The organism is Pseudonocardia thermophila (genome assembly GCF_900142365.1).
GTDB classification, from domain to species: domain Bacteria; phylum Actinomycetota; class Actinomycetes; order Mycobacteriales; family Pseudonocardiaceae; genus Pseudonocardia; species Pseudonocardia thermophila.
Window position 1 is genome coordinate 149,875 of the sequence record NZ_FRAP01000009.1, and the last position, 24,984, is coordinate 174,858.

The 24,984-nt window shown below is 72.3% G+C and carries 23 protein-coding genes; 12 read left to right on the forward strand and 11 right to left on the reverse strand.

Annotation, left to right across the window (positions count from 1 at the left end):
- Nucleotides 1-19: 19 nt before the first annotated feature.
- The 6 genes from BUE41_RS13630 to BUE41_RS13655 form a co-directional block, all read right to left on the reverse strand.
- Nucleotides 20-742 (reverse strand): ABC transporter ATP-binding protein, encoded by a 723-nt coding sequence (locus BUE41_RS13630; protein WP_073457449.1) that lies wholly within the window; start codon nucleotides 740-742, stop codon nucleotides 20-22.
- A complete protein-coding gene (locus tag BUE41_RS13635; RefSeq protein WP_073457450.1) occupies nucleotides 742-1,713 on the reverse strand; it encodes a branched-chain amino acid ABC transporter permease in 972 nt (323 codons plus the stop codon). The genes BUE41_RS13630 and BUE41_RS13635 overlap by 1 nt, the downstream gene beginning before the upstream one ends.
- Nucleotides 1,714-1,799: 86 nt before the next feature.
- On the reverse strand, nucleotides 1,800-2,657 hold the full coding sequence (locus tag BUE41_RS13640; protein ID WP_073457451.1) for a branched-chain amino acid ABC transporter permease: 858 nt from the start codon (nucleotides 2,655-2,657) through the stop codon (nucleotides 1,800-1,802).
- 11 nt (nucleotides 2,658-2,668) lie between these two features.
- The gene (locus BUE41_RS13645; protein WP_143172140.1) at nucleotides 2,669-3,937 is read right to left on the reverse strand and encodes an ABC transporter substrate-binding protein; all 1,269 of its coding nucleotides are present in this window, start codon (nucleotides 3,935-3,937) and stop codon (nucleotides 2,669-2,671) included.
- A gap of 5 nt (nucleotides 3,938-3,942) precedes the next feature.
- Nucleotides 3,943-4,608 (reverse strand): TetR/AcrR family transcriptional regulator, encoded by a 666-nt coding sequence (locus tag BUE41_RS13650; RefSeq protein ID WP_073457453.1) that lies wholly within the window; start codon nucleotides 4,606-4,608, stop codon nucleotides 3,943-3,945.
- A gap of 195 nt (nucleotides 4,609-4,803) precedes the next feature.
- On the reverse strand, nucleotides 4,804-6,243 hold the full coding sequence (locus tag BUE41_RS13655; protein WP_073457454.1) for an MFS transporter: 1,440 nt from the start codon (nucleotides 6,241-6,243) through the stop codon (nucleotides 4,804-4,806).
- Nucleotides 6,244-6,310: 67 nt separating this feature from the next.
- Here BUE41_RS13655 and BUE41_RS13660 point away from each other — a divergent pair, with 67 nt between their 5' ends.
- From BUE41_RS13660 to BUE41_RS13680, 5 genes are all read left to right on the forward strand, one after another.
- Entirely contained in the window at nucleotides 6,311-6,685 is a 375-nt protein-coding gene (locus BUE41_RS13660) for an FKBP-type peptidyl-prolyl cis-trans isomerase (RefSeq protein ID WP_073457455.1), read from the forward strand.
- 22 nt (nucleotides 6,686-6,707) lie between these two features.
- Nucleotides 6,708-7,196, forward strand: coding sequence for a metallophosphoesterase family protein (locus tag BUE41_RS13665; RefSeq protein WP_073457456.1), 489 nt, complete (start codon nucleotides 6,708-6,710; stop codon nucleotides 7,194-7,196).
- Nucleotides 7,193-8,155, forward strand: coding sequence for a DNA polymerase domain-containing protein (locus BUE41_RS13670; protein WP_073457457.1), 963 nt, complete (start codon nucleotides 7,193-7,195; stop codon nucleotides 8,153-8,155). Before BUE41_RS13665 ends, BUE41_RS13670 begins: the two co-directional genes overlap by 4 nt.
- Nucleotides 8,156-8,255: 100 nt before the next feature.
- Nucleotides 8,256-11,006, forward strand: coding sequence for an alpha/beta fold hydrolase (locus BUE41_RS13675; RefSeq protein WP_073457458.1), 2,751 nt, complete (start codon nucleotides 8,256-8,258; stop codon nucleotides 11,004-11,006).
- Complete coding sequence (locus BUE41_RS13680) at nucleotides 11,003-11,851, forward strand: ABC transporter permease (RefSeq protein ID WP_407691664.1); 849 nt, start codon at nucleotides 11,003-11,005, stop codon at nucleotides 11,849-11,851. The genes BUE41_RS13675 and BUE41_RS13680 overlap by 4 nt, the downstream gene beginning before the upstream one ends.
- A 371-nt stretch (nucleotides 11,852-12,222) precedes the next feature.
- On the opposite strand, the gene BUE41_RS13685 is transcribed toward BUE41_RS13680, so the two are convergent.
- From BUE41_RS13685 to BUE41_RS31900, 4 genes are read right to left on the reverse strand one after another with little or no spacing between them, the layout of a single operon-like run.
- Nucleotides 12,223-13,413, reverse strand: coding sequence for an RNA polymerase sigma factor (locus BUE41_RS13685; protein WP_073457459.1), 1,191 nt, complete (start codon nucleotides 13,411-13,413; stop codon nucleotides 12,223-12,225).
- A complete protein-coding gene (locus tag BUE41_RS13690) occupies nucleotides 13,413-13,757 on the reverse strand; it encodes a YciI family protein (RefSeq protein ID WP_073457515.1) in 345 nt (114 codons plus the stop codon). Before BUE41_RS13690 ends, BUE41_RS13685 begins: the two co-directional genes overlap by 1 nt.
- A gap of 23 nt (nucleotides 13,758-13,780) precedes the next feature.
- Complete coding sequence (locus tag BUE41_RS13695; RefSeq protein WP_073457460.1) at nucleotides 13,781-14,125, reverse strand: YciI family protein; 345 nt, start codon at nucleotides 14,123-14,125, stop codon at nucleotides 13,781-13,783.
- A gap of 29 nt (nucleotides 14,126-14,154) precedes the next feature.
- Nucleotides 14,155-15,090: a DUF6069 family protein gene (locus BUE41_RS31900; RefSeq protein ID WP_073457461.1), complete on the reverse strand. Its 936-nt coding sequence runs from the start codon at nucleotides 15,088-15,090 to the stop codon at nucleotides 14,155-14,157.
- Nucleotides 15,091-15,345: 255 nt separating this feature from the next.
- Between BUE41_RS31900 and BUE41_RS13705 the strand changes: the two genes are divergently transcribed.
- The 7 genes from BUE41_RS13705 (at nucleotide 15,346) to BUE41_RS13735 (ending at nucleotide 23,761) form a co-directional block, all read left to right on the forward strand.
- Complete coding sequence (locus BUE41_RS13705) at nucleotides 15,346-15,969, forward strand: AIM24 family protein (RefSeq protein ID WP_073457516.1); 624 nt, start codon at nucleotides 15,346-15,348, stop codon at nucleotides 15,967-15,969.
- A gap of 1 nt (nucleotide 15,970) precedes the next feature.
- The gene (locus tag BUE41_RS13710; protein WP_073457462.1) at nucleotides 15,971-16,621 is read left to right on the forward strand and encodes an AIM24 family protein; all 651 of its coding nucleotides are present in this window, start codon (nucleotides 15,971-15,973) and stop codon (nucleotides 16,619-16,621) included.
- Nucleotides 16,618-17,394: an AIM24 family protein gene (locus BUE41_RS13715; RefSeq protein WP_073457463.1), complete on the forward strand. Its 777-nt coding sequence runs from the start codon at nucleotides 16,618-16,620 to the stop codon at nucleotides 17,392-17,394. Before BUE41_RS13710 ends, BUE41_RS13715 begins: the two co-directional genes overlap by 4 nt.
- An 8-nt stretch (nucleotides 17,395-17,402) precedes the next feature.
- Nucleotides 17,403-18,287, forward strand: coding sequence for a hypothetical protein (locus BUE41_RS13720; RefSeq protein ID WP_073457464.1), 885 nt, complete (start codon nucleotides 17,403-17,405; stop codon nucleotides 18,285-18,287).
- Entirely contained in the window at nucleotides 18,284-20,764 is a 2,481-nt protein-coding gene (gene hrpB / locus BUE41_RS13725) for an ATP-dependent helicase HrpB (RefSeq protein WP_234997240.1), read from the forward strand. The genes BUE41_RS13720 and hrpB overlap by 4 nt, the downstream gene beginning before the upstream one ends.
- A 603-nt stretch (nucleotides 20,765-21,367) precedes the next feature.
- Complete coding sequence (locus tag BUE41_RS13730; RefSeq protein ID WP_084754933.1) at nucleotides 21,368-22,789, forward strand: SDR family NAD(P)-dependent oxidoreductase; 1,422 nt, start codon at nucleotides 21,368-21,370, stop codon at nucleotides 22,787-22,789.
- Nucleotides 22,790-22,939: 150 nt separating this feature from the next.
- Entirely contained in the window at nucleotides 22,940-23,761 is an 822-nt protein-coding gene (locus BUE41_RS13735; RefSeq protein WP_143172141.1) for a thermonuclease family protein, read from the forward strand.
- A gap of 1 nt (nucleotide 23,762) precedes the next feature.
- On the opposite strand, the gene BUE41_RS13740 is transcribed toward BUE41_RS13735, so the two are convergent.
- Entirely contained in the window at nucleotides 23,763-24,887 is a 1,125-nt protein-coding gene (locus BUE41_RS13740) for a CaiB/BaiF CoA transferase family protein (RefSeq protein WP_073457466.1), read from the reverse strand.
- Nucleotides 24,888-24,984 lie beyond the last annotated feature (97 nt).

Here is a 24,984-nt window from a genome sequence, read left to right on the forward strand (position 1 = left end):
GTACCCGACGACCAACCCGTCAACCGACAACATCGCGCGCTCCCAGATAAGCGGCTCGCACGTCGGGGTTCTTCGCGATCTGTGCGGGTGTTCCCTGAGCGAGCTTCTTGCCGTGGTGCAACACCATCACCTCTTCAGCGAGCCGCATGACGATCCTCATTGAGTGCTCGACGAGGATCAGACCGAGGCCCCGGTCCGCTAGCCTGCGCACCAGCTGCATGCTCACGTCCTGCTCCGCGGCGCGCAGTCCGGCGAAACACTCGTCCAGCAGCAGGTACCGCGGCTGGGTGGCGAGCGCGCGGGCGACTTCGAGCTGCTTGCGCTGTAGCAGGGTCAGCGACCGCGCAAGCTGGCTAGCGCGGTCGGCGAGCCCCACTTGCTCCAGTGCTTCTCGGGCCACCGCCTCGGCTTCAGACGCGTCGTGGTGTCGAACGAAGGCACCGACCTTCACGTTGTCCAGCACAGTCATGGCGGCGAGCGGACGCACGACCTGGAAGGTGCGGGCGATCCCGAGACGACATCGCTGCCAGGGCGGCAGTTCGGTGACGTCGGTCCCGTCGAGCACGACCTTGCCGCCGTCCGCCTTGCGCATGCCGCTGAGCACCTCGAACATCGTGCTCTTGCCCGCACCGTTGGGCCCGATCAGCGCCAGGATCCGCCCCGGAGGCAGTTCGAGCGACACAGAATCAAGCGCGAGCAGCCCGCTGTATCGTTTGGACACCTTCTCGGCCACGAGGGCCATCAGCGCACCACCAGCTCTCGATCCCGACGGGCGATGCCGACGATCCCGGACGGCAGCAATGTGGCCGCCAGCAGGACGAGCGCCCCGTAGACAATGGTGGAAATCCCGCCCGCAGCGATGGACTGCGGCAGACTCCGGACGATCTCCCCGATGATCGTGATGAACGCCGCGCCGACCACAGGGCCGTACATCCTGCCCAGACCGCCGACGAGGGTGACAGCCAGGACGATGTTCATCCACTCGAAGGACATGACGAAGTTCGCCTCGACGGAGAGCAGGTAGCCCGCGGCGAGCACGCCGGCGAAACTGGTCGCGGCTGCGGTGGCGACCATCGTGACGGTGAGCACCGACGGCACGTTGACACCGAGTGCCTTTGCCGCTTCCTCGTCCTCGCGGATCGCGGCCAGCATGTATCCGAACCGATGCCTGCTCACCCAGATCCACACTGCCAGAGCGATCGCCACCATCACCATGCCGATGTAGAAGGAGTTGAACTTGTTCAAGAAGATCAAATTCAACGGATCGTCGACGAGCGGAAGATGCACGCCGAGCAACTTGTAGGCGATCTCGTACTGGCGCACCAGCTCCAGCAGGACGTAGGCGAATGCCAGGGTCAGCAGGGCGAAGTACAGCGCGCCGATCCTTCGGCGGAAAGCAATCGCGGACATGATCCAAGCGAAGATCGCGACCACCGCCGCGGCGATCACCCCACCAACGAGGAGCGGGACCCCAAGATCGACGAACAGGACCGCACTTATATATGCGCCGAGGCCGAAGAACGCGCCGTGGGCGAGTGAAAGCTTGCCGGCGAGCCCGCCGACGAAGTTCCAGCAGATGCTGATGTAGGCGTACAGCGTGAACAGCACCAGGGCGTTGGCATAGCGCGACGGAACCACCTGTGCCACGAGGATGGCGACGATCAGCAGCACGACCGGCTGGAGATAGCGCAACCACGGCTGGTGGTCGAGCATTCGAGACAACGACGGTCCTGCCCAACGCCGACCAGATCCGGCTGAGAGCTTCCCGGTGGCCGTCGGCCCCCCTGTCGCGGTGGTCATTACGCCCGGCCCTTCCCGAGTATTCCTTCCGGTCGCAACCACAGCACCGCTATCAACATCAGGTAGACGAGCGGTTGGTAGACCACGCCCGGCAGGTACGACTGGGAGAAGCTTTCGACGAGCGCGACCAGCATCGCGGCGACTACGAGGCCGGTGAGCGAGCCCAAGCCGCCCAGCGCGGTAACGATGAACACCACGATCAACAGCTCGAATCCATCGAATGGGCTGAACGGGAGATAGATCGCGGTTAGTGCGCCGGCGAGTCCGGCGACACCGGTGCTCAGCCCGATGATCCGGGCCGACATCCTCCTGATGGGCACCCCGACGACCGCCGCTCCAGCGGCGTTCTGAGCGATGGCGCGCATCGCACGCCCCCCGTAGGTGCGGTGCAGGTACATCCCAAGCGCCCCGACCAGAGCCATGCCCGCTATCCCGATAGCGAGCCGGGGTACAGAGATGGAGAGTTCACCGACGTGGATTGCGGCGCCGCGGTACGGAGCGTGAACGCTGGTGACGTCCGGGCCGAAGAAGGTCAGCAGCAGCCCTTCCAGGATCAGCGCAACGGCCAGTGTGGTGATCAGCTGGAACATGTGCGTTGACCACCTCAACAAGAGCGGCCACAGACCGAGGCCGATTAGGTAGAAGGCCGGTGTGAGCAGCACTGCGGAGATGATCGGGTCCAGCCCGAACCACCGGTTGAGCACCAGGGCGGCGTACGATCCGCTCACCACGAGTGTGCCATAGGCGAAGTTGACCACGTTGATCACGCCGAGCGCCAAGTGGAACCCGGACGCGAGCAGCGCGTACAACCCGCCGAGGAGCAGCCCGGAGATCAATGCAGACCAGAACAGCACCATTCCGGCGCTCCCTACCAGGTCGCGTGCGGAACGGTCGGTTCGGTGACGGCGAACTCCTTCGGGAGCACCGCTTGCTGCTGGCCGTCCTTGATCTGATAATAGACTCCTCGGATTGCGGAGTTGGCGCCGGTGGCATCGAACTTGACGCCGCCGGGCGCGATGAACCCGTTCTCCCCGGCACTCAGATCGGTCGCTGCGATGGCCTCGTGAATCTTCGCCTTGTCGGTGGAACCGGCGCGCTCGAGAGCGTCGACGACGACGGAGGCCGCCGCGTAGCCCAATGCGGTGAACGGGTCGACCGGACCGGACTGCCCCTGCCTCGCCTTGTCGAGGAATCCCTGCAGCCCGGGCAGCTTTAGGTGTTCCACCCAGTACGACTCACCGACGAAGCCTTCCGCGGCGTCACCGGCCGAAGTGATGAACTCTCGGCTGATCAGGCCGCCCATGCACCCGGCGATCAGTCCGACGTCGTAGCGCATCGTCTGCATCGACTGCAGGATCAGCGCGCCGTCCTTGGCGTAGGAGGCGAGCACCACGACATCGACACCGTCACCGCGCAGACGCTGCAACAGTGGTTCGAAGTCGTTTGTGTCCAGCGGGTAATCGTAGTAGGAGACGTCCCACTTGGTGTACTGCGGGAAGAACTTGCGCATCGCGTCCGCGTAGAACGGACCCTGGATGTTCGACTCGAACAGCACACCGACCTTCTTCGGCCGGTAGCCCGCCTGGTCCAGCACGGTCTTGGTGTTGAGGACGAAGTCCTCGGTGTAGCGTTGAGAGTTGCCACACGAGGTGAACGTGTAGCGGAAACCGCGCTGGTTGATCTGGTCCAGCACGCTGACCGAGTTCACGATGGACACCTGCTGGCGCTCCGCCTCCTGTGTCGCCTGTAGCATGGCCGGCGAGCCGACACTGCCAATGCAGACCTGTGCACCCTGTTCCGCGAGTCGGGCGAGTTCCCCGGCCGCCACCTCCGGCTTCGACTGGTCGTCCGCCTCGATCAGGTTGATCTTGGCGCCACCGAGGGACTTGATCCCGCCAGATTCGTTCGCCTCGTCGATGCGCATCAGCACACCACCCGCCGCGGCCTGACCCACTGCGGCGACCGAGCCGGTCCGCGAGAACAAATGCCCCACGGTGATGTCTCCGGAGCTCGCCGTGGAGCGTGAGTCGGCGCAGGCGGTGAGCGCGCCACCAACGCCCATGAGCGAAGCGACGGCGAGGCCGTATCTGCCTGCGTCTCGCAGCAGTTGGCGACGAGAAAGCTCACGGTGAGACATCGTTGTCACTCCTCGGTTATCGGCGCTCCGATCACGTACTGCGGGTACTCCCGAGCCCCCTGCTCGGTGAAGATCGCGGTGAGAAACAGCTGGAGCTGGTGTGTCACGTAACTCTCGAAGGTGAACCGCTTGTGCAGGAACCAATACTTGAGCGCCCAGCTCTGGGCCAACGCGACGAGGTCGTAGGCGATCAGTTCTGCATTGACCTCGATGAACATGCCCGCCTCGATGCCCTCCCGAACCGTGGCGGCAAGCAGCTCGATGGTCTCGACCTCTAGCTCCTGGGTGCGTCGCCTGCCAGCGACGTCCAATGACTTGCTCTCCCGGTAGCCGAGCACGGTGAGGAACCTGCGTTCCGCCATGACCGTGCTGTAGGCCCGGAACCCGGCGACGAGCCGTTCAACCAGGTCCTCGACGCCGGCCATCGCCTCAGGCACCTCTCGGCGGTAGGCCTCGAGGATGTCCAGGAAGAGGAGGAGAAGCACGTCCTCCTTGCTCGGCACGTACTGGTAGATCAGCCCGACGCTGACCCCCGCCTCCTTGGCGAGCTCCTGCATCGACATCGAGTGGAAGTCGGTGCGCTCCAGCAACCGGCTGGCGGCGTCGACGATCTGCCGCCTCCGCCATTGCGCTCTTGCATCTGAGATCGCCTCTGGCCCCAGCTGCTCCATCGAATGACCGTTCATTCGTCTTGAATGACTGTTCAATCACGATAGGCAACTGTGTCCCGAGACACAAGCCCCGCAGAAGTCCTGGGACGCGCACGTACAGGCCAGCCCTCAGGCAGCCAGCCGAGCAGTTCTGCGACCGAGTTGATCGGTCGGTGTGCGACCACGCTGGCGCGATGCGCCGCCGGGAGGCAACGCTCACTCCGGCACGTGCACCGGCTCCGCCGGGTGCGCGGCCGCCCGCCGTCCCGATCGCCAGTCGGCGATCGCGATCACCCAGGCGAGCGCGATCACCACGGCTGCCGCGCCGATCGCCGCCCCGACCGCCACCGGGTACGACTCGCCGCTGGCCGCCAGCACGCTGTAGAACAGGCCGGCGAGCGCCGCACCGCCGATGGCGGCGCCGATCCGCTGCCCGGTCTGCAGCGCCCCGCCCGCCGAGCCGGCCATCGCGACCGGCACACTGCGCAGCGTCATCGTGGTGTTCGGGGAGATCACCCAGCCGCCCCCGACACCGGCCACGAGCAGGGGCAACCCAGCGGCGGCTCCGGCAGCGCCGGCCGGGGTCAGCGCCAGCACCACCGCTGTTGCGGTCAGGCCGAGCACGACCAGCCCCAGCCCGAGCACCGTGAGCAGCCGGTCGAGCCGCGCGACCAGCCGCCCGCCCACCGCGGCCGACACGGCGCTGCCCACCGCGAACGGCGTCACCGCGAGGCCGGACTCCAGCGGCGTGTAGCCGAGCCCGTGCTGGAAGAACAGCGCGAACACCAGCCAGATGCCGGAGAACCCGACGAAGTAGAGCGAACCCAGCGCGATGCCCGAGGCGTAGCCCGGGGTGCCGCGCAGCAGCCGCAGGTTGAGCAGCGGCGGACGGCCGTGCGCGATCACCCGGCGCTCCCACTGCACGAACAACCAGCCGAGCACGGCACCCAGCGGGAACAGCCACCACAGCCGGGCCACACCCCCGGCCGAGGCCAGGACCAGCGGCAGCAGCACCGTGAACACCGTCGCGCCGAGCAGCAGCACTCCACCCACATCGATGTGCTCCCGCCGGCCGGCCGCGGCCCGCGGCAGCAGCCGGGCCGCCAGCACGAGCGCGACGATCCCGATCGGCACGTTCACGAAGAAGATCCAGCGCCACGCGCCGGGCCCGTGGGCCAGCGCGAGGATGAGCCCGCCGGCGAGCGGACCGACCGCCGTCGAGATGCCGACCGTGGCACCGAAGAACCCGAACGCGCGGCCGCGCTCGGCCCCGCGGAACAGCTGCTGGATGAGCCCGGAGTTCTGCGGCGCGAGCGCGCCCGCCCCGAGTCCTTGCGCGAGCCGGGCGACGATCAGCCAGAACACCGAAGGGGCCGCTCCGGCTGCCGCGCTGCACAGCACGAACACCGTCAGCGCCGCGAGGAACATCGTGCGCCTGCCCAGCGCGTCGCCGAGCCGACCGCACGGGACGAGCGCGAGCCCGAACGTGAGGGCGTAGCCGGAGACCACCCACTGGATCTCCGCGGGGCTCGCGCCGAGGTCCTGCTGCATCGACGGCAGCGCGACCGACACGATGCTCACGTCGAGCAGGGTCATGAACCCCGCCGTCAGCGTCACCCAGAGGGCCTTCCACCGGCGGGGATCGGGTTCTGGCACGTCCCCGTGTCTACCCCGCGCCAGCGGGTCTGGCACCCTGGGGCCCCCTTACCCGGAGGTGACTTCAGTGACCCTGACCCGTCCCGACGTCGACCCGCACGACGGCCCCGCACCGACCGACCTGATCACCGAGGACATCACCGTCGGCGACGGCGCCGAGGCCACCGCCGGCAGCACGGTCGAGGTGCACTACGTCGGCGTGGCGCACTCGACCGGCGAGGAGTTCGACGCCTCCTGGAACCGCGGCCAGACGCTGCGCTTCCCGCTGGGCGTCGGCCGCGTCATCCCCGGCTGGGACCAGGGGGTGCAGGGCATGAAGGTCGGCGGGCGGCGCCGGCTGGTGATCCCGCCGCACCTCGGCTACGGCGACCGCGGCGCCGGCGGGGTGATCAAGCCCGGCGAGACGCTCATCTTCGTCGTCGACCTGGTCGGCGTCAGCTGATCCAGGACCGATACTGGGCGGCGTGCACCTGCTGCTCATCTCCGACACCCACGCCCGGCCGCTGCCGACCGAGCTGTGGGAGGTGATCGACGCCGTGGACGTCGTGGTGCACGCCGGCGACTGGGTCACCACCGACCTGCTCGACGATCTCGAGGCCGTCGCGGATCGAGTGATCGGCTGCTACGGCAACAACGACGGCCCGGAGCTGCGTGAGCGGCTGCCCGAGGTCGCCCGGGCCGAGCTGGACGGGGTGCGGCTGGCGGTGGTGCACGAGACCGGCCCGCTGCAGGGCCGGGAGCAGCGCTGCGCCCGCCGCTTCCCGGACGTCGACGTGCTGGTGTTCGGGCACAGCCACATCCCGTACGACTCCACGGCGCCGAACGGGATGCGGCTGCTCAACCCCGGCTCGCCCACCGACCGGCGCCGTCAACCCACGTTCACGTGGATGACGGCGGAGATCGCCGGCGGCAGGCTGGCGTCCGTGGAGCTGCACCACAAGGAACCCGCATGAGCCCGGCCCGGCAGCCGAAGGAGGAGCGGTACGGCGTCGAGCTGTCCAACCTCGACCAGCCGCTCTTCGACGGCGCTGGGGCCACCAAGCGCGATCTCGTCGACTACCTCGACGCGGTCGCGGACCGGATCCTGCCCGGCCTCGCCGACCGCCCGCTGTCCGTGATGCGGGTGCGGGTGGGGCAGGAGCCGTTCATGCAGAAGAACCTGCCCACGTACGCGCCGGACTGGATCCCGACGACACCGGTGTGGTCGTTCGCCGCGAAGCGGGAGATCACCTACCCGGTGTGCGGCGACCGGCGCACCCTGCTGTGGCTAGCCAACCAGCGGGCCGTCGAGTACCACGTGCCGCTGTTCCGCATCGGCGCCGAGGGGCCGGAGTACCTGGTGCTCGACCTGGACCCGCCGGCGGACGACGACTTCGGCCACGTCGTCGCAGCGGCTCGCGCGGTGCAGCAGGCGCTGGCCGACTCCGGGCTGCAGGGCGCGGTGAAGACCAGCGGATCGAAGGGGCTGCATGTGGTGGTGCCGCTCGCGCCCGGCACCTCCGCCGACGACGCCGCGGCCGCCACCCGGGCGCTGGCGAGACGGGCCGAGCGGATCGACCCGGGCGCGGGCACCACCGCCTACATCAAGGAGGACCGGCAGGGCAAGGTCTTCCTCGACTCCACCCGCGCGCACGGGGCCACCGTCGCGGCCGCGTACAGCCCGCGGATCCGCCCCGGCGTGCCGGTGTCGTTCCCGCTGGACTGGACCGAGCTGGACGACGTCGTCCCCGCACAGCTGACCATCCACACCGCGCTGGAGCGGCTCGGCGACCGCGACCCGTGGCGGGAGCGCATGCCCGAACCGCGGCGGCTGCCGACGGATCTGGTCGAGGAGGGGCACACGATCCCGGTCGCCCGCGTGGTGGCCATGCACGAGGGCAAGCGGCGCAAGCGGGCGGCCGAGCAGGACTAGGTGGCCGGTCGAGGACGACCCGCGTGCTGCTCACCACACGCTGAGAAAGTTCTGAGGTCGGCCGGTCGGAACCGGACGTCCGTCGCATACCTTTCATCGCGTGCGCCGAGTCCTCTTCGCGGTCGCCGCCGCCCTCGGCGTGCTGGCGTTCTCCGCAGCGCCCGCGTACGCGACCGCCACCCCCTCGCCGGCCCCCGCTCCCCCGCCCAATGCGACCGAGCAGCGCATCGAGGTGCCCGCCGGCCCGGGTGAACAGGGGACGGTGGAGCTCGACACCACCCTCTACCTGCCGGAGACGACCCCGGCACCGGCGGTGCTGGTCGCGCACGGGTTCGGCGGGAGCAAGACCTCCGTCGACTCCGACGCGCGCGAGCTGGTCGCGCGCGGCTTCGTCGTGCTCACGTGGTCGGCGCGCGGCTTCGGCGCGAGCGGCGGGAAGATCGGGCTGAACTCGCCCGACCACGAGATCGCCGATGCGCAGCGGCTCCTCGACTGGCTGGCGCAGCGGCCGGAGGTCCGGCTGGACGGCCCCGGCGACCCGCGGGTCGGCGTCACCGGCGGCTCCTACGGCGGCGCGCTGTCGCTGCTGCTGGCCGGCTACGACCAGCGCGTCGACGCGATCGCGCCGGTGATCACCTGGAACGACCTGGGCCAGGCCCTGTTCCCGAACGCGGCCACGCCGACGGACCTGCCGGTCGACACGCCCGCGCGCACCGCGTTCGCCCCGGACGGGGTGTTCAAGCGCGGCTGGGCCGGGGTGTTCTTCTCCGCCGGGCTCGGTCCGGCGCAGCGCGGCGGGGCCACCCCGACCGGCCCGGCGACCTGCGGCCGGTTCCGCGAGGAGATCTGCGTCGGCTACACCGAGGCCGCGACGACCGGCCGCCCCTCCCCCGCGCTGACCGAGCTGCTGCGACTGTCCTCCCCCGCATCGGTCACCGACCGGATCACCGCACCCACCCTGCTCGTCCAGGGCGAGGCCGACACGCTGTTCGGGCTCGACCACGCCGACGCCAACGCCCGTCAGATCGCCGCCAACGGCACCCCGGTGTCGATGGTCTGGTTCGCCGGTGGGCACGACGGTGCCCAGCCCGACGCCGCCACCCGCGCGCGGATCGGTGACTGGTTCGACCAGCACCTCGCCGGGAAGGCGCCGCAGGGCGAGCAGAGCACGTTCCGCTACGCCGTGCAGAGCGGGATCCGCGCCGGCAGCACCACCCCGACCGGACGCACCGTGCACGCCGATGCCTACCCGGGCATCGACGGCGCGGCGCCCGTCACCGAGGTGCGGCAGCACCTGCAGGGCGACCCGCAGCCGGTGCTGAACCCGGCGGGCGGCAACCCGGCCGCGCTCACGTCGCTGCCCGGCCTGGGCGGTGCGCTCGGCAACGCCGCGGGCCGAGTGGCCGCGCTGACCTCCGAGCTGCCGGGGCAGTCGGCGCAGTTCCGCACAGCGCCGCTGGAGCAGCAGCTGCTGCTCGCCGGGGCCCCGCGGGTCAAGCTCACCGTCTCGCGGATCCCCGGCCAACCCGCCGGCGACGAAGCGGTGCTGTTCGGCAAGGTCTACGAGGTCACGCAGGACGGCACCCGCACGCTGCTCGGCGGTGCGGTGGCCCCCGTCCGGGTACCGGTGCCCCAGTCCGGCCCGGCGAGCGTCACGGTCACGCTGCCCGCGGTGGTCGCGCCGATCGAGGCGGGCAACCAGCTGCTCGTGTCGTTCTCCACGACCGACCAGGGCTTCGCGGGCAGCACGGCGCCTGCCGTGTGGCAGGTCGGTGTCGAAGGTGAGCTCCTCGTCCCGACGGTGCCCGGCCGCTCGGTCGCGCCCAACACCGTGCCGCTCGGGCCGGCGATCGGGATCGGGATCGTGCTGGCCGTCGTACTCGTCGTCTGGCTGGTGTTCCGGCTGCGCCGCCGTCCGGCCGACGTCGAACCGGACCCGCACGCCCCACCCCTGGTCATCGAGGGGCTCGCCAAGACGTACAAGAACGGGTTCACGGCGGTGCGGGACGTGTCGTTCACCGTCGAGCGCGGCATGGTCCTGGGGCTGCTCGGCCCGAACGGCGCCGGCAAGACCACCGTGCTGCGCATGCTGATGGGCCTCATCCGGCCCACCGCCGGCAGGATCACCGCGTTCGGCGCCCCCGTGGGACCCGGCGCACCGGTGCTGGCCGACATCGGCGCGTTCGTCGAGGGGCCCGGGTTCCTGCCGCACCTGTCCGGCACGGAGAACCTGCGGCTGTACTGGGCGGCGACCGGGCGGCCCGCCGACGAGGCGCACCTCGAGGAAGCGCTGGAGATCGCCGGACTGGGCGACTCGATCCACCGCCGCGTCGGCACGTACAGCCAGGGCATGCGTCAGCGGCTCGCGATCGCCCAAGCCATGCTCGGGCTGCCCGACCTGCTGGTCCTCGACGAACCGACCAACGGACTCGACCCGCCGCAGATCCACGCGATGCGCGACGTGCTGCGCCGCTACGCCGCCGGTGGGCGGACCGTGCTGGTGTCCAGCCACCTGCTCGCCGAGGTGGAGCAGACCTGTACGCACGTCGTCGTCATGCACCACGGCGTCGTCGTCGCGACGGGCAGCGTCGAGGACGTGATCGCGGGCGGCGGTGCGGCGTCGTTCACCGTCGACGCGCCGGAACGCGCGGCCGAGGTGCTCGCGTCCCTCGACGGGGTCCGTGACGTCGCCGTGGACGGCAGCGCGGTGCACGCGATGCTCAACGGCATGCCGCGCGCGGCCGCGGTCCGGGCGTTGGTCGGGGCGGGGGTCGACGTCGCGGCGGTCGGGCCGCGGCGCCGACTCGAGGACGCGTTCCTGCAGCTCGTCGGAGAGGACACCACGCCGTGAGCGGAACGACCACGCAGCCGACGGTGCGGATGGACCGCACGCTGCCGATCCGGGTGGAGCTGCGCCGCCAGCTGCTGCGCCGCCGCACCCAGGTGGCGTTCGGGCTGATCGCGGCGCTGCCGGTGATCCTGTGGTTCGCGTTCACCGTGGCGCCGGCCGGGCCGCCGTCCGGGTCGCTCAACCTCGTCGACCTGGCCAAGAGCAGTGGCGGCAACTTCGCCGTGTTCGCGCTGTTCGCCTCGGCGTCGTTCCTGCTCGTCGTGGTGGTGGCGTTGTTCTTCGGCGACACCGTGGCAGCGGAGGCGTCGTGGTCGAGCCTGCGGTACCTGCTCGCCGCGCCGATCCCGCGGGCCAGGCTGGTGCGGCAGAAGGCGATCGTCGCCGCGGTGCTGTCCTTCGCGGCGATCGTGCTGCTGCCGGTCGTCGCGCTGGTGGTGGGGTCGATCGCCTACGGCGTCGGTGACCTCGTCAGCCCCACCGGCGAGTCGCTGTCGTTCTGGACGGGCGCGGGGCGGGTGCTGCTCGGCGCGGTCTACCTGTTCCTGTACCTGGGCTGGGTGGCCGGGCTGGCGCTGCTGCTGTCGGTGTCGACCGATGCGCCGCTGGGCGCCGTCGGCGGGACCGTGATGGTGGCGATCGTGTCGCAGATCCTCGACCAGATCACCGCGCTGGAGGGACTGCGCGACTACCTGCCCACCCACTACGGCACGGCCTGGGCGAACCTGCTGGCCACCGACGTCGACTGGGACACGATGACCCGCGGCGTCTTCTCGTCGCTGATCTACGCCGCGGTGCTCGGCGGGCTCGCGGTCTGGCGGTTCACGCGGAAGGACATCACCAGCTGAGGCCGGATCGCGCCGTGCGGCGAGTCCCGCGTCCCGTCGGGCGAGTCGCGCGAACGGTCCGAGTCCCGCACCCTGGCCGGTGAGCTGCGCGTCCGGTGTGCCCGGTGCGGATGTCGTGTAGTCCGTGCGGGGAACGCGCAGCTCACGAGCTCCGTCCTCGGTGCTCAGCGGGCCCGGACTCCGTGGTCGCGCCCCAACGCAGGACTCGCCGCGCCGCGTGCGGGACTCGCGAGACCATTCGCGCGACTCGCCGCGCCGCGTGCACGACCCGCCGGACCAACCGCGGGACTCGCGAGACCGAACGCGGGACACGTGGGGCCGTGTGCGCGACTCGCGGGACCCGAACGCAGGACTCGCCGATCCCGCGCGGCTCAGCTCAGTTCGGCCAGTCGCTTCTGCAGGAACGCCCGCTCCGCGTCGTTCCCGGCGAGCGCGACAGCCTCCGCGTACGCCGCCCGGGCCGCATCGACCCGGCCGAGCCGCACCAGCAGCTCAGCCTTCGTAGCGGGCAGCAGGTGGTAGCCGGGCAGCTCCAGCTCTTCGACGACGGCCAGCGCCGCCTCCGGGCCGTGCACCTCGGCGACGGCGACGGCCCGGTTCAGCGCGACGATCGGGGTCGGTGTGAACTGCAGCAGTTGGTCGTACAGCGCCAGCACCTGCCGCCAGTCCGTGGTGGGCCCATCGGTGTGGACAGCGTTGATGGCGGCCTGGATCTGGTACGGGCCGGGCCGGTTGCGGCGCAGGCACTCGCGCACGATCGCGTGCCCCTCGGCGATCATCGCGCGATCCCACAGCGAGCGGTCCTGCTCGGCCAGCGTCACCAGCTCCCCCGACGGCCCGACGCGCGCCGGTCGGCGGGCCTCGCTGAGCAGCAGGAGCGCGAGCAGCCCGAGCACCTCGGGCTCGTCCGGCATCAGCGACGCGAGTTCGCGGGCCAGCCGCAGCGCCTCCCGGCACAGGTCGGCCCGCACGAGCTCGCCCCTCGATGCCGTGTAACCCTCGTTGAAGATCAGGTAGAGCACGGTGAGCACGGGCGGCAACCGGGCGGGCAGCTCGGCCTCCGTCGGGACCCGGTACGGGATGCGGGCGTCGCGGATCTTCTTCTTCGCCCGCACGATCCGCTGCGAGATCGTGGCCTCGGGCACGAGGTAGGCACGGGCGATCTGGGGGACCTCCAGCCCGCCGAGCAGCCGCAGTGTGAGCGCGGTCTGCGCCAGCGGCGACAGCGAGGGGTGGCAACAGGTGAAGATCAGGCGCAGCTGGTCGTCGCGCACCGGTCCCACCTCCTCGGGCTCGTCGTCGCCGCGGTGCAGCAGCAGGGCCTGCACGTGGCGTGCCTCGCGGGTGGACTCCCGGCGGATCCGGTCGATGGCTCGGTTGCGGGCGGTGGTGACGATCCAGGCGCCCGGGTTGGGCGGCAGCTCCGCCCACTTCTGCACCGCGATCGTGAACGCGTCCTGGACGGCCTCCTCGGCGAGCGAGATGTCGCCGAGGAGGCGGGTCAAGGTGGCGACGCAGCGGCCGTACTCGGCCCGGTAGACGCTCGCGAGATCGGTGGGCATCAGCCCTGGCTGAGCTCGTCGAACGAGCGCACCTCGATCGGCGCCGCACAGGCCTCCGCGCAGCGCCGGGCCCACTCGAGCGCCTCGGCCCGGTCGGCGACGTCGATGACCCAGAAACCGCCGAGCTGTTCCTTCGTCTCGATGAACGGGCCGTCGGTCATCGTCACGGCGCCGCTCTCGATGCGGACCACGGTGGCGGTGTCCGGGTCGGTCAGCCCGCCGCCGAACACCCAGACGCCCTGGGCCCGCATGTCGTCGTTGACCACCTCCACCCGGGCGACGGACTCGTCCCACTCGGCACCGGTGGGCAGGGGGACGCTCCAGTCGTTCTGGACGGCCAGCATGAAGCGCACGTCGATCACTCCTCTCAGGCGAGCCCGTCGAAGGGCCGGACCTCGATGGGGGCGCGGCAGGCCGTGGTGGCCTTCTCGGCCCACGCGAGCGCGGCGTCGAGATCGGCCACCTCGATCACCCAGAACCCGGCGAGGTGCTCCTTGGTCTCGACGAACGGCCCGTCGGTGGTCGTGACGGCGCCGTCGCGCGCACGGACCACGGTGGCGGTCTCGGGTGGCCGCAGCCCGCCGGCGAACACCCAGACTCCCTGCTCCTTCATCTCGTCGTTGATCGCACCGGTGCGGGCGAGCATCTCCTGGAACTCGGCGTCGGACAGCTGCACGGACTCGTCGTTGATGACGCTCAGCAGGTAGTTCACGGCTTCTCCTCGATGTCGGGACGAACGGGTCAGGGCAGGCGTCGAGCGACGGAGGGAACCACGATGGCAGCTGCGGCGACGTGCGTCAGCATGAGCAGCAGCCGGGTCGACGCGGCGGCGGCGACGATCAGGTCGGGCACGAACGACAGCACGGTCAGCGCGCCCGTGGTGCGGATCCACGCGGTGCGCGGGCTGCGGGCGAAACGACGCAGCGCCGCAGCGATGACCAGCCCGATCACGCAGCAGATGACGGTCAGCACGGCGAACCCGGAGAGCGGGATCTCAGCGCCGCCGACGGCGGTGCTGATGCCGAGGGTCTGGCCTGCCGCGGCGACGAGCACGGCTGCGGCGGCCCCGCCGGCGGTGGCGGCCGCGCCCGTCAACAGCAATGAGCCGAACGACGGGGCGGTGCGAACAGTGGGGGCGGAAACGGTCGTGGTCACGGGAACCTCCGGTGCGGTGCGGGGAGCGGCGGGGTGCCCCTCCCTCGCCCTGTCCACGAACGCGCCCCGGCCCGTTCGACACCGGCCGGAAGGATTTCCGGGAATTCCGCTCTGTGGGGTCAGCCCGTGCGCGGCCTTCTCGGCCGTCGTGGTGATCCGCGCGGCCCTGGTGGCGGGCCGTTTCGCGGTGACGATCCAGAGCAGGATCGCGCGGCGCACCGACGGCGGGAACGCGTCGAAGCGCTCCCGCGCGGGCGGGTTCGCGGCCAGCGCATCGGCGAGGTCCTGGGGCACGACGAGGTCCTCGACGCCGTCGAGCAGTGTCCAGCTGCCGTCCGCCTTCGCCGCGTCGACCACGGCCTGCCCGGCCGGGGTCATCAGCCCGGCAGCGGTGAGCCGCTCGATCCGCGCCTTGGTGGTGCGCGCCCAGCCGCTACCGCGTCTGCGCGGGGCGTACCAGATCATCCTCCGCTCGTCGTCGAGCCGCTTCGCGGTGCTGTCGACCCAGCCGAAGCACAGCACCTGCTCGACGCACTCCTCGTAGCCGAGGGTGGGCCCGTCCGCGGAGCGCTTGTAGGTGACGAGCCGGACGCCGCTGCCGCGGGCGTGGTTCTCGGCGAGCCAGGCCCGCCATTCCCCCGATCGTCGCCGGCTGGATCCGCTCTGCGTCGTCGCGCACGCAGCGATGCTGGCAGGACCCGGATGCTGGCAGAACCCGCCGACGATCAGCAGGGTGATCGGGAGAGGGAGATCGGCTCGTGTGCCAGGATCGCGGACATGCAGTCGTTCCGGCTCGAGAGTCCCCGCATGCTGGCGGTGGACATCTCCGGCGACACGATCCGCGCGGCGACGGGGTCGATGGTCGCCTACACCGGCCAGGTGCAGTTCAAGCACGCCGGCATGGGCGGCGGTGACGGCCTCCTCGCCGGCCTCAAGCGGCGCGCGACGGGCGAATCGCTGTCGATGATGGCGTGCTCGGGCACCGGTACCGTCTGGTTCGCCAAGGACGCGATGGACGTGATCATCATCGAGCTGGCCGGCGACACCCTGAAGGCCGAGTCCGAGCAGCTCCTGGCCCTGTCGGACAAGCTCACGACGGACGTCGCGTTCGCCGGGCTCCGCGGCATGTCCTCGGGGCAGGGCCTGTTCACGACGTCGGTGACCGGGTACGGCACCGTGGCGCTGCTGTCGGCGGGCGGGCCACCGATCGCACTGGAGGTGACCCCGCAGTACCCGCTGGTGGTCGACAAGGACGCATACATCGCCAGCCGCGGTCAGCTCAACCAGACCGTCGTCACCGACGTGTCGTGGCGCAACCTGATCGGTGAGTCCAGCGGCGAGGCGTTCTCCCTGCGCTTCGACGGCCACGGCGTCGTCTACATCCAGCCCGAGGAGCGCTGACGTGGGTTTCTCGGCGGTCAACAGCAAGGTGATCGCGGCGCCGGTGGAGCCGGGCCGCGAGGTGCTCGCCCGGCGCGGGGCGATGCTCGCCTACACCGGCGCCGTCACCTTCTCCCCCGTGCACCTGGGCAGCGGCGGGATCGGCGGGTTCGCCGGGCGGATGGTGTCCGGCGAGCAGGTGCCGATGATGGTCGCTCAGGGCCAGGGCACCGTCTACTACGGCTACCGGGGCCTGTACGTCACGATCATCGAGCTGGACGGCAGCGGTCCGCTCTCCGTCGAAGCCGACCGGCTGCTCGCCCACGACGCCGCGCTGCAGTCGACGGTGGTGTTCCTCGGGCAGCAGGGTGGCATCCGGGGTGCGGTGCGCGGCGCGGTGAGCGGGCAGGGCCTGTTCACCACCCAGTTGCACGGCTACGGTTCGGCCGCGGTGGTCTCGCACGGCGGCACGATCGCGGTGCCGGTCGGGCCGGCCGGCCCGGTGTCGGTGGACCCGCAGGCCTACGTCGCGCACGTGGGGCACGTCGACGTCGACATCTCCGCGTCGGTGAGCTGGCGCGACGCCGTGGGCCGCGGCTCCGGCGAGGCGATCCAGCTCAAGTGCACCGGCACCGGCACCGTCTACGTCCAGGCATCGGAGCAGAAGATATGAGCGACGGAGTACCCCCGGCCCCGCTGAACCCGTCGACGCTGCCGGACAACGACAACGTCCCGGGCAACCACTACGCGTACTGCGTGAAGCTGGACGGGCAGCTGTTCATGCAGACCGGGCGGATGATCGCCTACTACCCGGCGCCGCACAGCCAGGGCATCCGGTTCGAGCCGCTCACGACGGCGAACCTGACCGGCATGGTGGCGGCCCGGTTCTCGGCGCCGCTCTACACCCGCGACTGGGTGGTGGCCACCGGCTCGGGGCACCTGATCCTCGGCGACCGCGGCTACGACATCAACAGCTACGACCTCACCGACGGCAACCTCACGATCCGCGCGGCGAACCTGCTGGCGTTCGATGCGTCGCTGGAGCTGAAGCAGTCGATCGTGCCCGGGTTCCTCACGCTGATCGGCACCGGGAAGTTCCTGGCGTCCAGCTCCGGGCCGGTGATCTTCGCCGAACCGCCGATCCGGGTGGACCCGGACGCGCTGGTGGGGTGGGCGGACTGCCCGTCGCCGTCGCACCACTACGACGCCAACTGGATGCAGGGCTTCCTCGGCGCGGCCATGGGCTTCTTCGGCCAGAACTCGGGCGAGGAGCGCCAGTTCGACTTCACGGGAGCCGGCACGGTGCTGCTGCAGTCCAGCGAGAAGGCGGTGGCGGACCCGCAGCTGCTGCGCCAGCTGGAGGGGCAGGTGCAGACGCTGAGCGTGCCCTCGCTGCAGCAGCTGCAGCGGACGATCCAGCAGCGGCTGGCCGGACAGCAGCACTGACGATCGCCATGACGCTCGAAGAGGTCGTCGACCAGCTCTACGAGCTGCGTCCCGACGAGTTCGTGCCCGCGCGCGACGACGCCGTCGCGGAGGCGAAGGCGGCCGGCGACAAGGACCTCGCGAAGGCGATCGCGCGGCTGCGGCGGCCGACGAAGGCCGCGTGGCTGGCGAACCTGCTGGCCCGCAAGCGCGGGGAGCAGCTCGACGGGCTGCTCGCGCTCGGCGGCGATCTCGCCGAGGCGCAGCGGCACCTCGACGGGCCGCAGCTGCGGGCGCTGTCCGCGCAGCGCAACCGGCTGGTCGCGGCGATGGCGCGGGAGGCGGGCCGGCTGGCGTACGAGGCGGGTGACCGGGCGGGCGAGTCGGTGCTGCGGGAGCTGCAGGACATCCTGCATGCCGCGCTCGCCGATCCGACCGTCGCCGACGAGGTCCGCTCCGGGCAGCTGACCCGCACGATCGCCTACAGCGGGTTCGGCCCGGTCGGCCAGCCCGACGTCACCCCGACGCGGGCGACCCGCCCGACGCCGCGGACGCCGGAACCGGGACCGGAGCCCGAACCGGAGGAGGACCCGGCCGAGCGCGAGCGCAGGGAGCGGGAGCTGGCCGAGCGCCGCCGGGCCGTCGAGGAGGCGGAGGAGGCCGAGGCCGCGGCCGCCGCGCGGCGCGACGAGGACACCGCCGCGATGCAGGACGCGGAGTCCGCGCACGCCGCCGCGCAGGAGGTGGTCGCCGACCTGGTGCGGGAGCTGGAGGCAGCGCGGGAGAGGGAGCGCGAGGCGGCGGCAGCAGCACGAGCGGCGGCCGCGCGGGCGAAGGAGTCGGCGCGGGCGGCCGAGGCCGCGGCGGCCCGGGCCGAGCGGGCGCGGGCCGAGCTGGCCGAGTTGGAGCCGTGACGGCACAACCGCTGCGACTGCCGGCGCTGCCCGATCTGCCGGTCCGTGCGCACCTCGAGCACATCGCCGGTGAGCTCGACGCGGCCGGGGCGGCCGTGCTCGTCGCGCCACCCGGCACCGGGAAGACGACGCTCGTGCCGCTGGCGCTGGCGGCCGCGCAGGACGGGCGGGTGCTCGTCGCCGAACCGCGCCGGCTCGCGGCGCGAGCGGCCGCGGCGCGGATGGCCGCCCTGCTGGGTGAGCCGGTCGGGGAGACCGTCGGCTACGCGGTGCGCGGCGACCGGAAGGCGTCGGCCCGCACCCGCGTCGAGGTCGTCACGTCCGGGTTGCTGCTGCGCAGGCTGGCCGCCGACCCGGAGCTCTCGGGGGTGACCGCGGTCGTGCTCGACGAGTGCCACGAGCGGCACCTCGACGCCGACCTGCTGCTCGCGCTGCTGCTGGACGCCCGCGCCGGGCTCCGGCCGGACCTGCGGGTGCTCGCCACGTCCGCGACCGTCGCGACGAGCCGGCTCGCCGAGCTGCTCGACGGCCCGGTGATCGAGGTGCCGGGCGCGGCGTTCCCCGTCGAGATCGGGTACCAGCCGCCGCTGCGCGGTGAGCGGATCGAGGCGTGCGTGGCCCGCGCGGTGCGGGCGCTGCTGGCCGGACCGGGTGACGTGCTGGCGTTCCTGCCCGGGGCGGCGGAGATCCGCCGGACGCAGGCCGCGCTGGCCGGCGTCGACGCCGACGTGCTGCCGCTGCACGGCCGGTTGCCCGCGGCGGAGCAGGACCGTGCGCTCACGCCCGGCCCGCGGAAGCGGATCGTGCTGGCGACGGCAGTGGCTGAGTCGAGCCTGACGGTGCCCGGGGTGCGGGCGGTCGTGGACGGCGGCCTGGCGCGGGTGCCGCGGACGGACCACCGCCGCGGGCTGGCCGGCCTCGTCACGGTGCGGGTGTCTGCGGCGGTGGCCGACCAGCGCGCGGGCCGGGCCGGGCGGGAGGGCCCGGGACGGGTGCTGCGGTGCTGGCCGGAGGGCGAACTGCTGCCCCGGTTCCCGGAGCCGGAGATCCGCACCGCCGACCTGACCCGGCTCGCGCTCGCTCTCGCCGAGTGGGGCACGCCGGACGGATCGGGCCTGGCCTGGTGGGACCCACCGCCGGAGGGTCCGCTGCGCGCCGGGCAGGAGGTGCTGCGCGCGCTCGGGGCGCTCGCTGGTGACTCGATCACCGAGCGCGGCCGGCGGATCGCCGCGCTGGGCCTGCATCCCCGGCTGGGCCGGGCCCTGCTGGACGGGGCTGAGCTGGTCGGGGCGCGCACGGCGGCGGAGGTCGTGGCGCGGCTCGACGACGACGCGGTGACCGACTCCGCCGACGTCGACACCGCGCTGCGCAGCCTGCGTCGGCGGGGTGGCCGGTGGCGGGAGGAGGCGCGCAGGCTGGAGCGCCAGGTCTGCGCTCTGCGGCGGTCCCGCCCCGGCCCCGGAGGCAACGAACGGCACTCTCGTCCACCAGGAGTGGACGAGAGTGCCGTTCGTTGCGCCCCGGAGGGGCGGGCTGCGGCGCTGGTGGTGGCGCTGGCGCACCCGGAGCGGCTGGCGCGGCGGCGCCCTGGGACCGAGGACGTGTACCTGCTCGCCGGTGGCACCGCGGTGGAGCTGGCGCCGGGTAGCCCGCTGGCCGGGCAGGAGTGGCTGGCCGTGGCGGTCGCCGACCGGACGCCGGGTGCTCGGCACGGCACCGTGCGGCTGGCCGCCGCGGCCGATCGCGACCTGGCCGAGGTCGCCGCGCCCGCGCTGGTCGAGACGGCCGAGGAAGTGGCGTGGGAGCGCGGCGCTGTGGTGGCCCGGCAGGTGCGCAGGCTCGGCGCGATCGTGCTGGAGGAGCGCCGCCTGGACGGCCCCGATCCCGAGCGGCTGCGCGCCGCCCTGCTCGACGGGCTGCGCAGCGAGGGCTTGGGGCTCCTGCACTGGACCCCGCACGCCCGCTCGCTGCGCGACCGGATCGCGACGCTGCACCGGGTGCTCGGCGATCCGTGGCCGGACGTGTCCGACGAGGCGCTCCTCGCGGATCCCGGTCGCTGGTGGTCCGGGCCGCTCACCACCGCCCGCTCCCGCGCCGACCTCGCGAAGATCGACGCAGCACCGATCCTGCGCGGGCTGCTCGATCCCCGGGTGGCCGGGCGGCTCGACGAGCTGGCGCCGGAGCGCATCGCCCTGCCGTCGGGCCGCCGGTTCGCGGTGGACTACTCCACCGATCCCCCGGTGCTCGCCGTGAAGCTGCAGGAACTGCTCGGGGTGACGACCACGCCGACGATCGCGGGCGGCCGGCTGCCGCTGGTGCTGCACCTGCTCTCCCCCGCCGGGCGGCCCGCGGCGGTGACGAGCGACCTGGCGTCGTTCTGGCGGACCGGGTACCCGCAGGTCCGGGCGGAGCTGCGCGGCCGCTACCCGAAGCACGCCTGGCCGGTGAACCCGCTGGGAGAGGCGCCCGGTCCGTAGGCCCGCGCCGGGGCGCGAGTCCCGCGTCCGGTCGAGCGAGTCCCGCGCTTCGGCCGGCGAGTGCGGCATCCGGTCCAGCGAGTCGCGCGTTCCGTAAGGCGAGTCGCGCGTCCCGACCCGGCGAGTTCGGCGTTCGAGTCCCAGGCATCGGGACGCGGCCCGGACGAGTCGCAGGAAAGCCACGGCGTCGATCGCGCCCGGCTCCTTCGTCGCCGGATCGCGGCGCGCTCGACCCGCGTCGACGACGCTCTGCACCGGATCGGTGCTCGCGGCCCGGTGAGTCGTCGAGGTGCACCGCGGTGCTCGCACCCTCCCCCGCACCTCGACGACGGCCGCTCGTGCTGTGCTCGCGACCCCCGCGTCGGTCCTCCGAGGGCCGACGCGGGGGTCGTGGTCACCTTCCGGTGGTGATCGGTGGAGTGCTGTGGGGCAGATCGGGGTACGCGGCCGGGCGCTGGAGAGCTGGATCGCTCATGCAGGAGTTGCCGTCACGCCAGGGGAGCGCAGCAAGCGGCTTTCCCACCGTTCCCCTCCTCGCCCGCACCACGAGGGCCATGGCCCTCCCCGAGGTCCCCGTCGAACCCGTCGGCGAGACTGGCAGCCGTGACATCGCACGACCCGGGCACCCGTCCCGGCATCGATCCTGCCGATCTGCGCACCACCCTGGCTGTGCTCGCCGCCGTCGAGGAGCTGCCGGAGGACCATCCCGACGCGGTGGCCGTGCGGCGCGCGACGGCCCGGATCTTCAAGGCCGTGCGCAAGCAGCGGCGCCGGGCGAAGCGGGCCGAGGTGCTGGCCGCCGACCGGGCCGTCACCGAGGCCACCGCCACCGGTGCCCCCGGCCGGATCGACGACGAGACCGCCGGGCTGCCGCTCAAGGCCCGGGCCACGGGTCCGATCGCGGGCGTGCTGCGCAAGGCGCGGTCCTGCTACACGTGCAAGGAGCGCTACACGGTCGTCGACGCCTTCTACCACCAGCTCTGCCCGAGCTGCGCGGAGCTGCACCACGCGAAGCGGACGGCCCGCACGGACCTGACCGGGCGTCGGGCGCTGCTCACCGGCGGTCGGGCGAAGATCGGCATGTACATCGCGCTGCGGCTGCTCCGCGACGGCGCGCACACCACGATCACCACCCGCTTCCCGAACGACGCGGTGCGCCGGTTCGCCGCGGTCCCGGACAGCGGCGACTGGCTGCACCGGCTGCGCGTGGTCGGCATCGACCTGCGCGACCCCGCCCAGGTGCTGGCGCTGGCCGACGACGTCGCGAGCCGCGGCCGGCTCGACATCCTGATCAACAACGCCGCCCAGACGGTGCGCCGCCCGCCCGGCTCCTACGCCGCGCTGCTGGCGGGTGAACGCGAACCGGCACCCGAGCTGGTCGAAACGATCACGTTCGGCCACCTCGCCTCGGCGAGCCTGCCGGCGCTGGAGCAGAGCACCGGCATCTCCCCGCACGCGGTGACCGCGCTGGCGCTGACCGCCGCCACCCCGACGCTCGAGGCGAAGGTCGACGCCGGCGGCCTGGTGCCGGACACCTCGCCGGAGAACAGCTGGAGCCGGGTGGTGCACCAGATCGACCCGCTGGAGCTGCTCGAGGTGCAGCTGTGCAACCAGACGGCACCGTTCCTACTGGTCAGCAAGCTGCGCCCGGTGCTGGCGGCGTCGCCGGCGCGCCGGAAGTACGTCGTGAACGTCTCGGCGATGGAGGGGCAGTTCTCCCGCCGCTACAAGGGCCCCGGCCACCCGCACACGAACATGGCGAAGGCCGCGCTGAACATGCTCACCCGCACCAGCGCCGGGGAGATGTTCGCGACCGACCGGATCCTGATGACCTCCGTCGACACCGGCTGGATCACCGACGAGCGCCCGCACCCGACGAAGGCCCGGCTGGCCGCGGAGGGCTTCCACGCCCCGCTGGACCTGGAGGACGGGGCCGCGCGCGTCTACGACCCGATCGTGCGCGGCGAGGCGGGTGAGGACGTCTACGGCTGCTTCCTCAAGGACTACCGGCCGTCGCCCTGGTGACCGGCCCAGCCGCGCAACGGTGCGGCCACCGGGTGGAGTCTTCCGCTGCGCCGATCTTCGGCTTCTGCGGCGGAGCTGCTAACGACCGGTGGGGCGGGCCCGACTCCCGGCGTGCTCCCCTGTAGTCCGTACGTCTTGCGAGGCTCCCCGGTGCGTGTGCGCCACCTGATCGTCCTGTCCCTGCTCCCCCTCGCCGCCTGCAGCGCTCCCGTCGCGAGCACGCCCGTGCTCCCGGCCGCAGCTCCCGTCCCCACGACGACTGCGGCGCCGGGCCCCGAGACCGTGCGGGTCGACCACGTCGACGACGGCGACACGTTCACCCTCACCGACGGCCGGAAGGTGCGGGTGCTGGGCATCGACTCGTGCGAAGGCGACACGGGTCCCGGCCGGACCGCCACCGCCGACGCGACCGCCCTGCTCGAGGGCGCCACCGTCACGATCCGGCCCGAGCCGGGCGTCGACCGCGACCGGTACGGGCGGCTGCTGCGCTACGTGACGCTGCCCGACGGCCGCGACTTCGCCGTCCTCATGGTCGCCCGCCCGCACACCGGCGTGTACGAGGGCGGGGACGCCTCCGTCGCCTACGTGGTGGGGCTGCGCGCCGCCGACGACGGCCCGCGGACCTGCACGGACGCGCCGACGGCGGCCCCACGCGCCACCCCTGCCCCACGCGCCACCCCTGCCCCACGCGCCACACCTGCCCCGCGCGTGCAACCGCCCCGCACGACCGCACCGAAGCCTGCGGCCGCGGCCGCCCCGCCGAAGCCGTCCTCGTCGCCCGCGACGCGTTCACCGCAGACCGCTGCCGCGAAGCCGCAGCCGCTGGTCGGCTCCGGCTGCCACCCCAGCTACGACCCGTGCCTGCCGAACGGCCCGGACCTGGACTGCAAGGACATCGGCCACCCGGTGCGAGTGATCGGCCCCGACTCGTACCGCCTGGACGCCGACAAGGACGGCATCGGCTGCGAGTGACTCAGCTGTCGAGCCAGCGGCGGATCGCCTCGGTGTGCTCGCCGAGCGCCGGGATCGGCCCCAGCCGGGCGGGCTCCAGCGGCGGGCGCAGGCTGCGCACCGGCCCGGCCTCGGAGTCGACCTCGGTCCAGCGGCCGCGGGCCAGCAGCTGCGGGTGCTCCAGCACATCGGCGACCTCGCGGCGGTGGGCGTGCGCGATGCGGGCCGCGTCGAGCCGGGCGATGACCTCATCCGTGGTGAGCTCGGCGAACACGGCGTGGATCACCTCGGTCAGCGCCGGGCGGTTGGCCAGCCGGTCGGAGCCGGTGGCGAACCGCGGATCCGTGGCCAGCTCGGGGCGGCGCAGCACCTCGGTGCAGAAGGACGCCCACTCGCGTTCGTTCTGCACGCCGAGCACGACCTCGCCGCCGTCGCCGACGCCGAAGGCGCCGTACGGGGCGATGGCCGCGTGGCTGGTGCCGGCCCGCTTCGGCGCGGTCCCGGATCCGGCGGTGTACTGCAGCGGGAAGCCCATCCACTCCACGAGCGAGTCGAACAGGCTGATCTCGACGTGGCGACCCGTGCCGGTGCGGTGGCGTTCGTGGAGGGCGGCGAGGATGCCGGAGAACGCGTACATGCCGGCGGCGATGTCGGCGACCGGGATGCCGGCCTTCGCCGGCTCCTCCGGGGTGCCGGTCACCGCGATCACCCCGGTCTCGGCCTGCACGAGCAGGTCGTACGCCTTGGCGTCGCGGTACGGCCCGTCGGGCCCGTACCCGGAGATGGAGCAGGTGATCAGCCGCGGGAACCGCTCGCGCAGCGCGTCGGCGCCGAGCCCGAGCCGTTCGGCGGCGCCGGGCGCGAAGTTCTGCACGAACACGTCGGCCCGCTCCAGGAGCCGGAACATCACCTCGACCTCGGCCTTGAGATCGAGCACCAGCGACTCCTTCGAGCGGTTCAGCCACACGAAGTGGCTGCTGAGGCCGTGGACGGTGGTGTCGTAGGCGCGGGCGAAGTCCCCGCTGCCCGGGCGCTCGATCTTGATCACGCGAGCGCCCAGCTCGGCGAGCTGGCGGGTGGCGAACGGTGCTGCGACGGCCTGTTCGCAGGACACCACGACGATCCCGTCGAGAGGAAACACGGTCACGCCGAGATCTTCCCCCGGCGGGCGCCCCGTCGAGAACGACGTGCCGTGATCAACGGGCCGACTCGATCACGTCAGGGTCGTTCTCGACGCGGCCCGC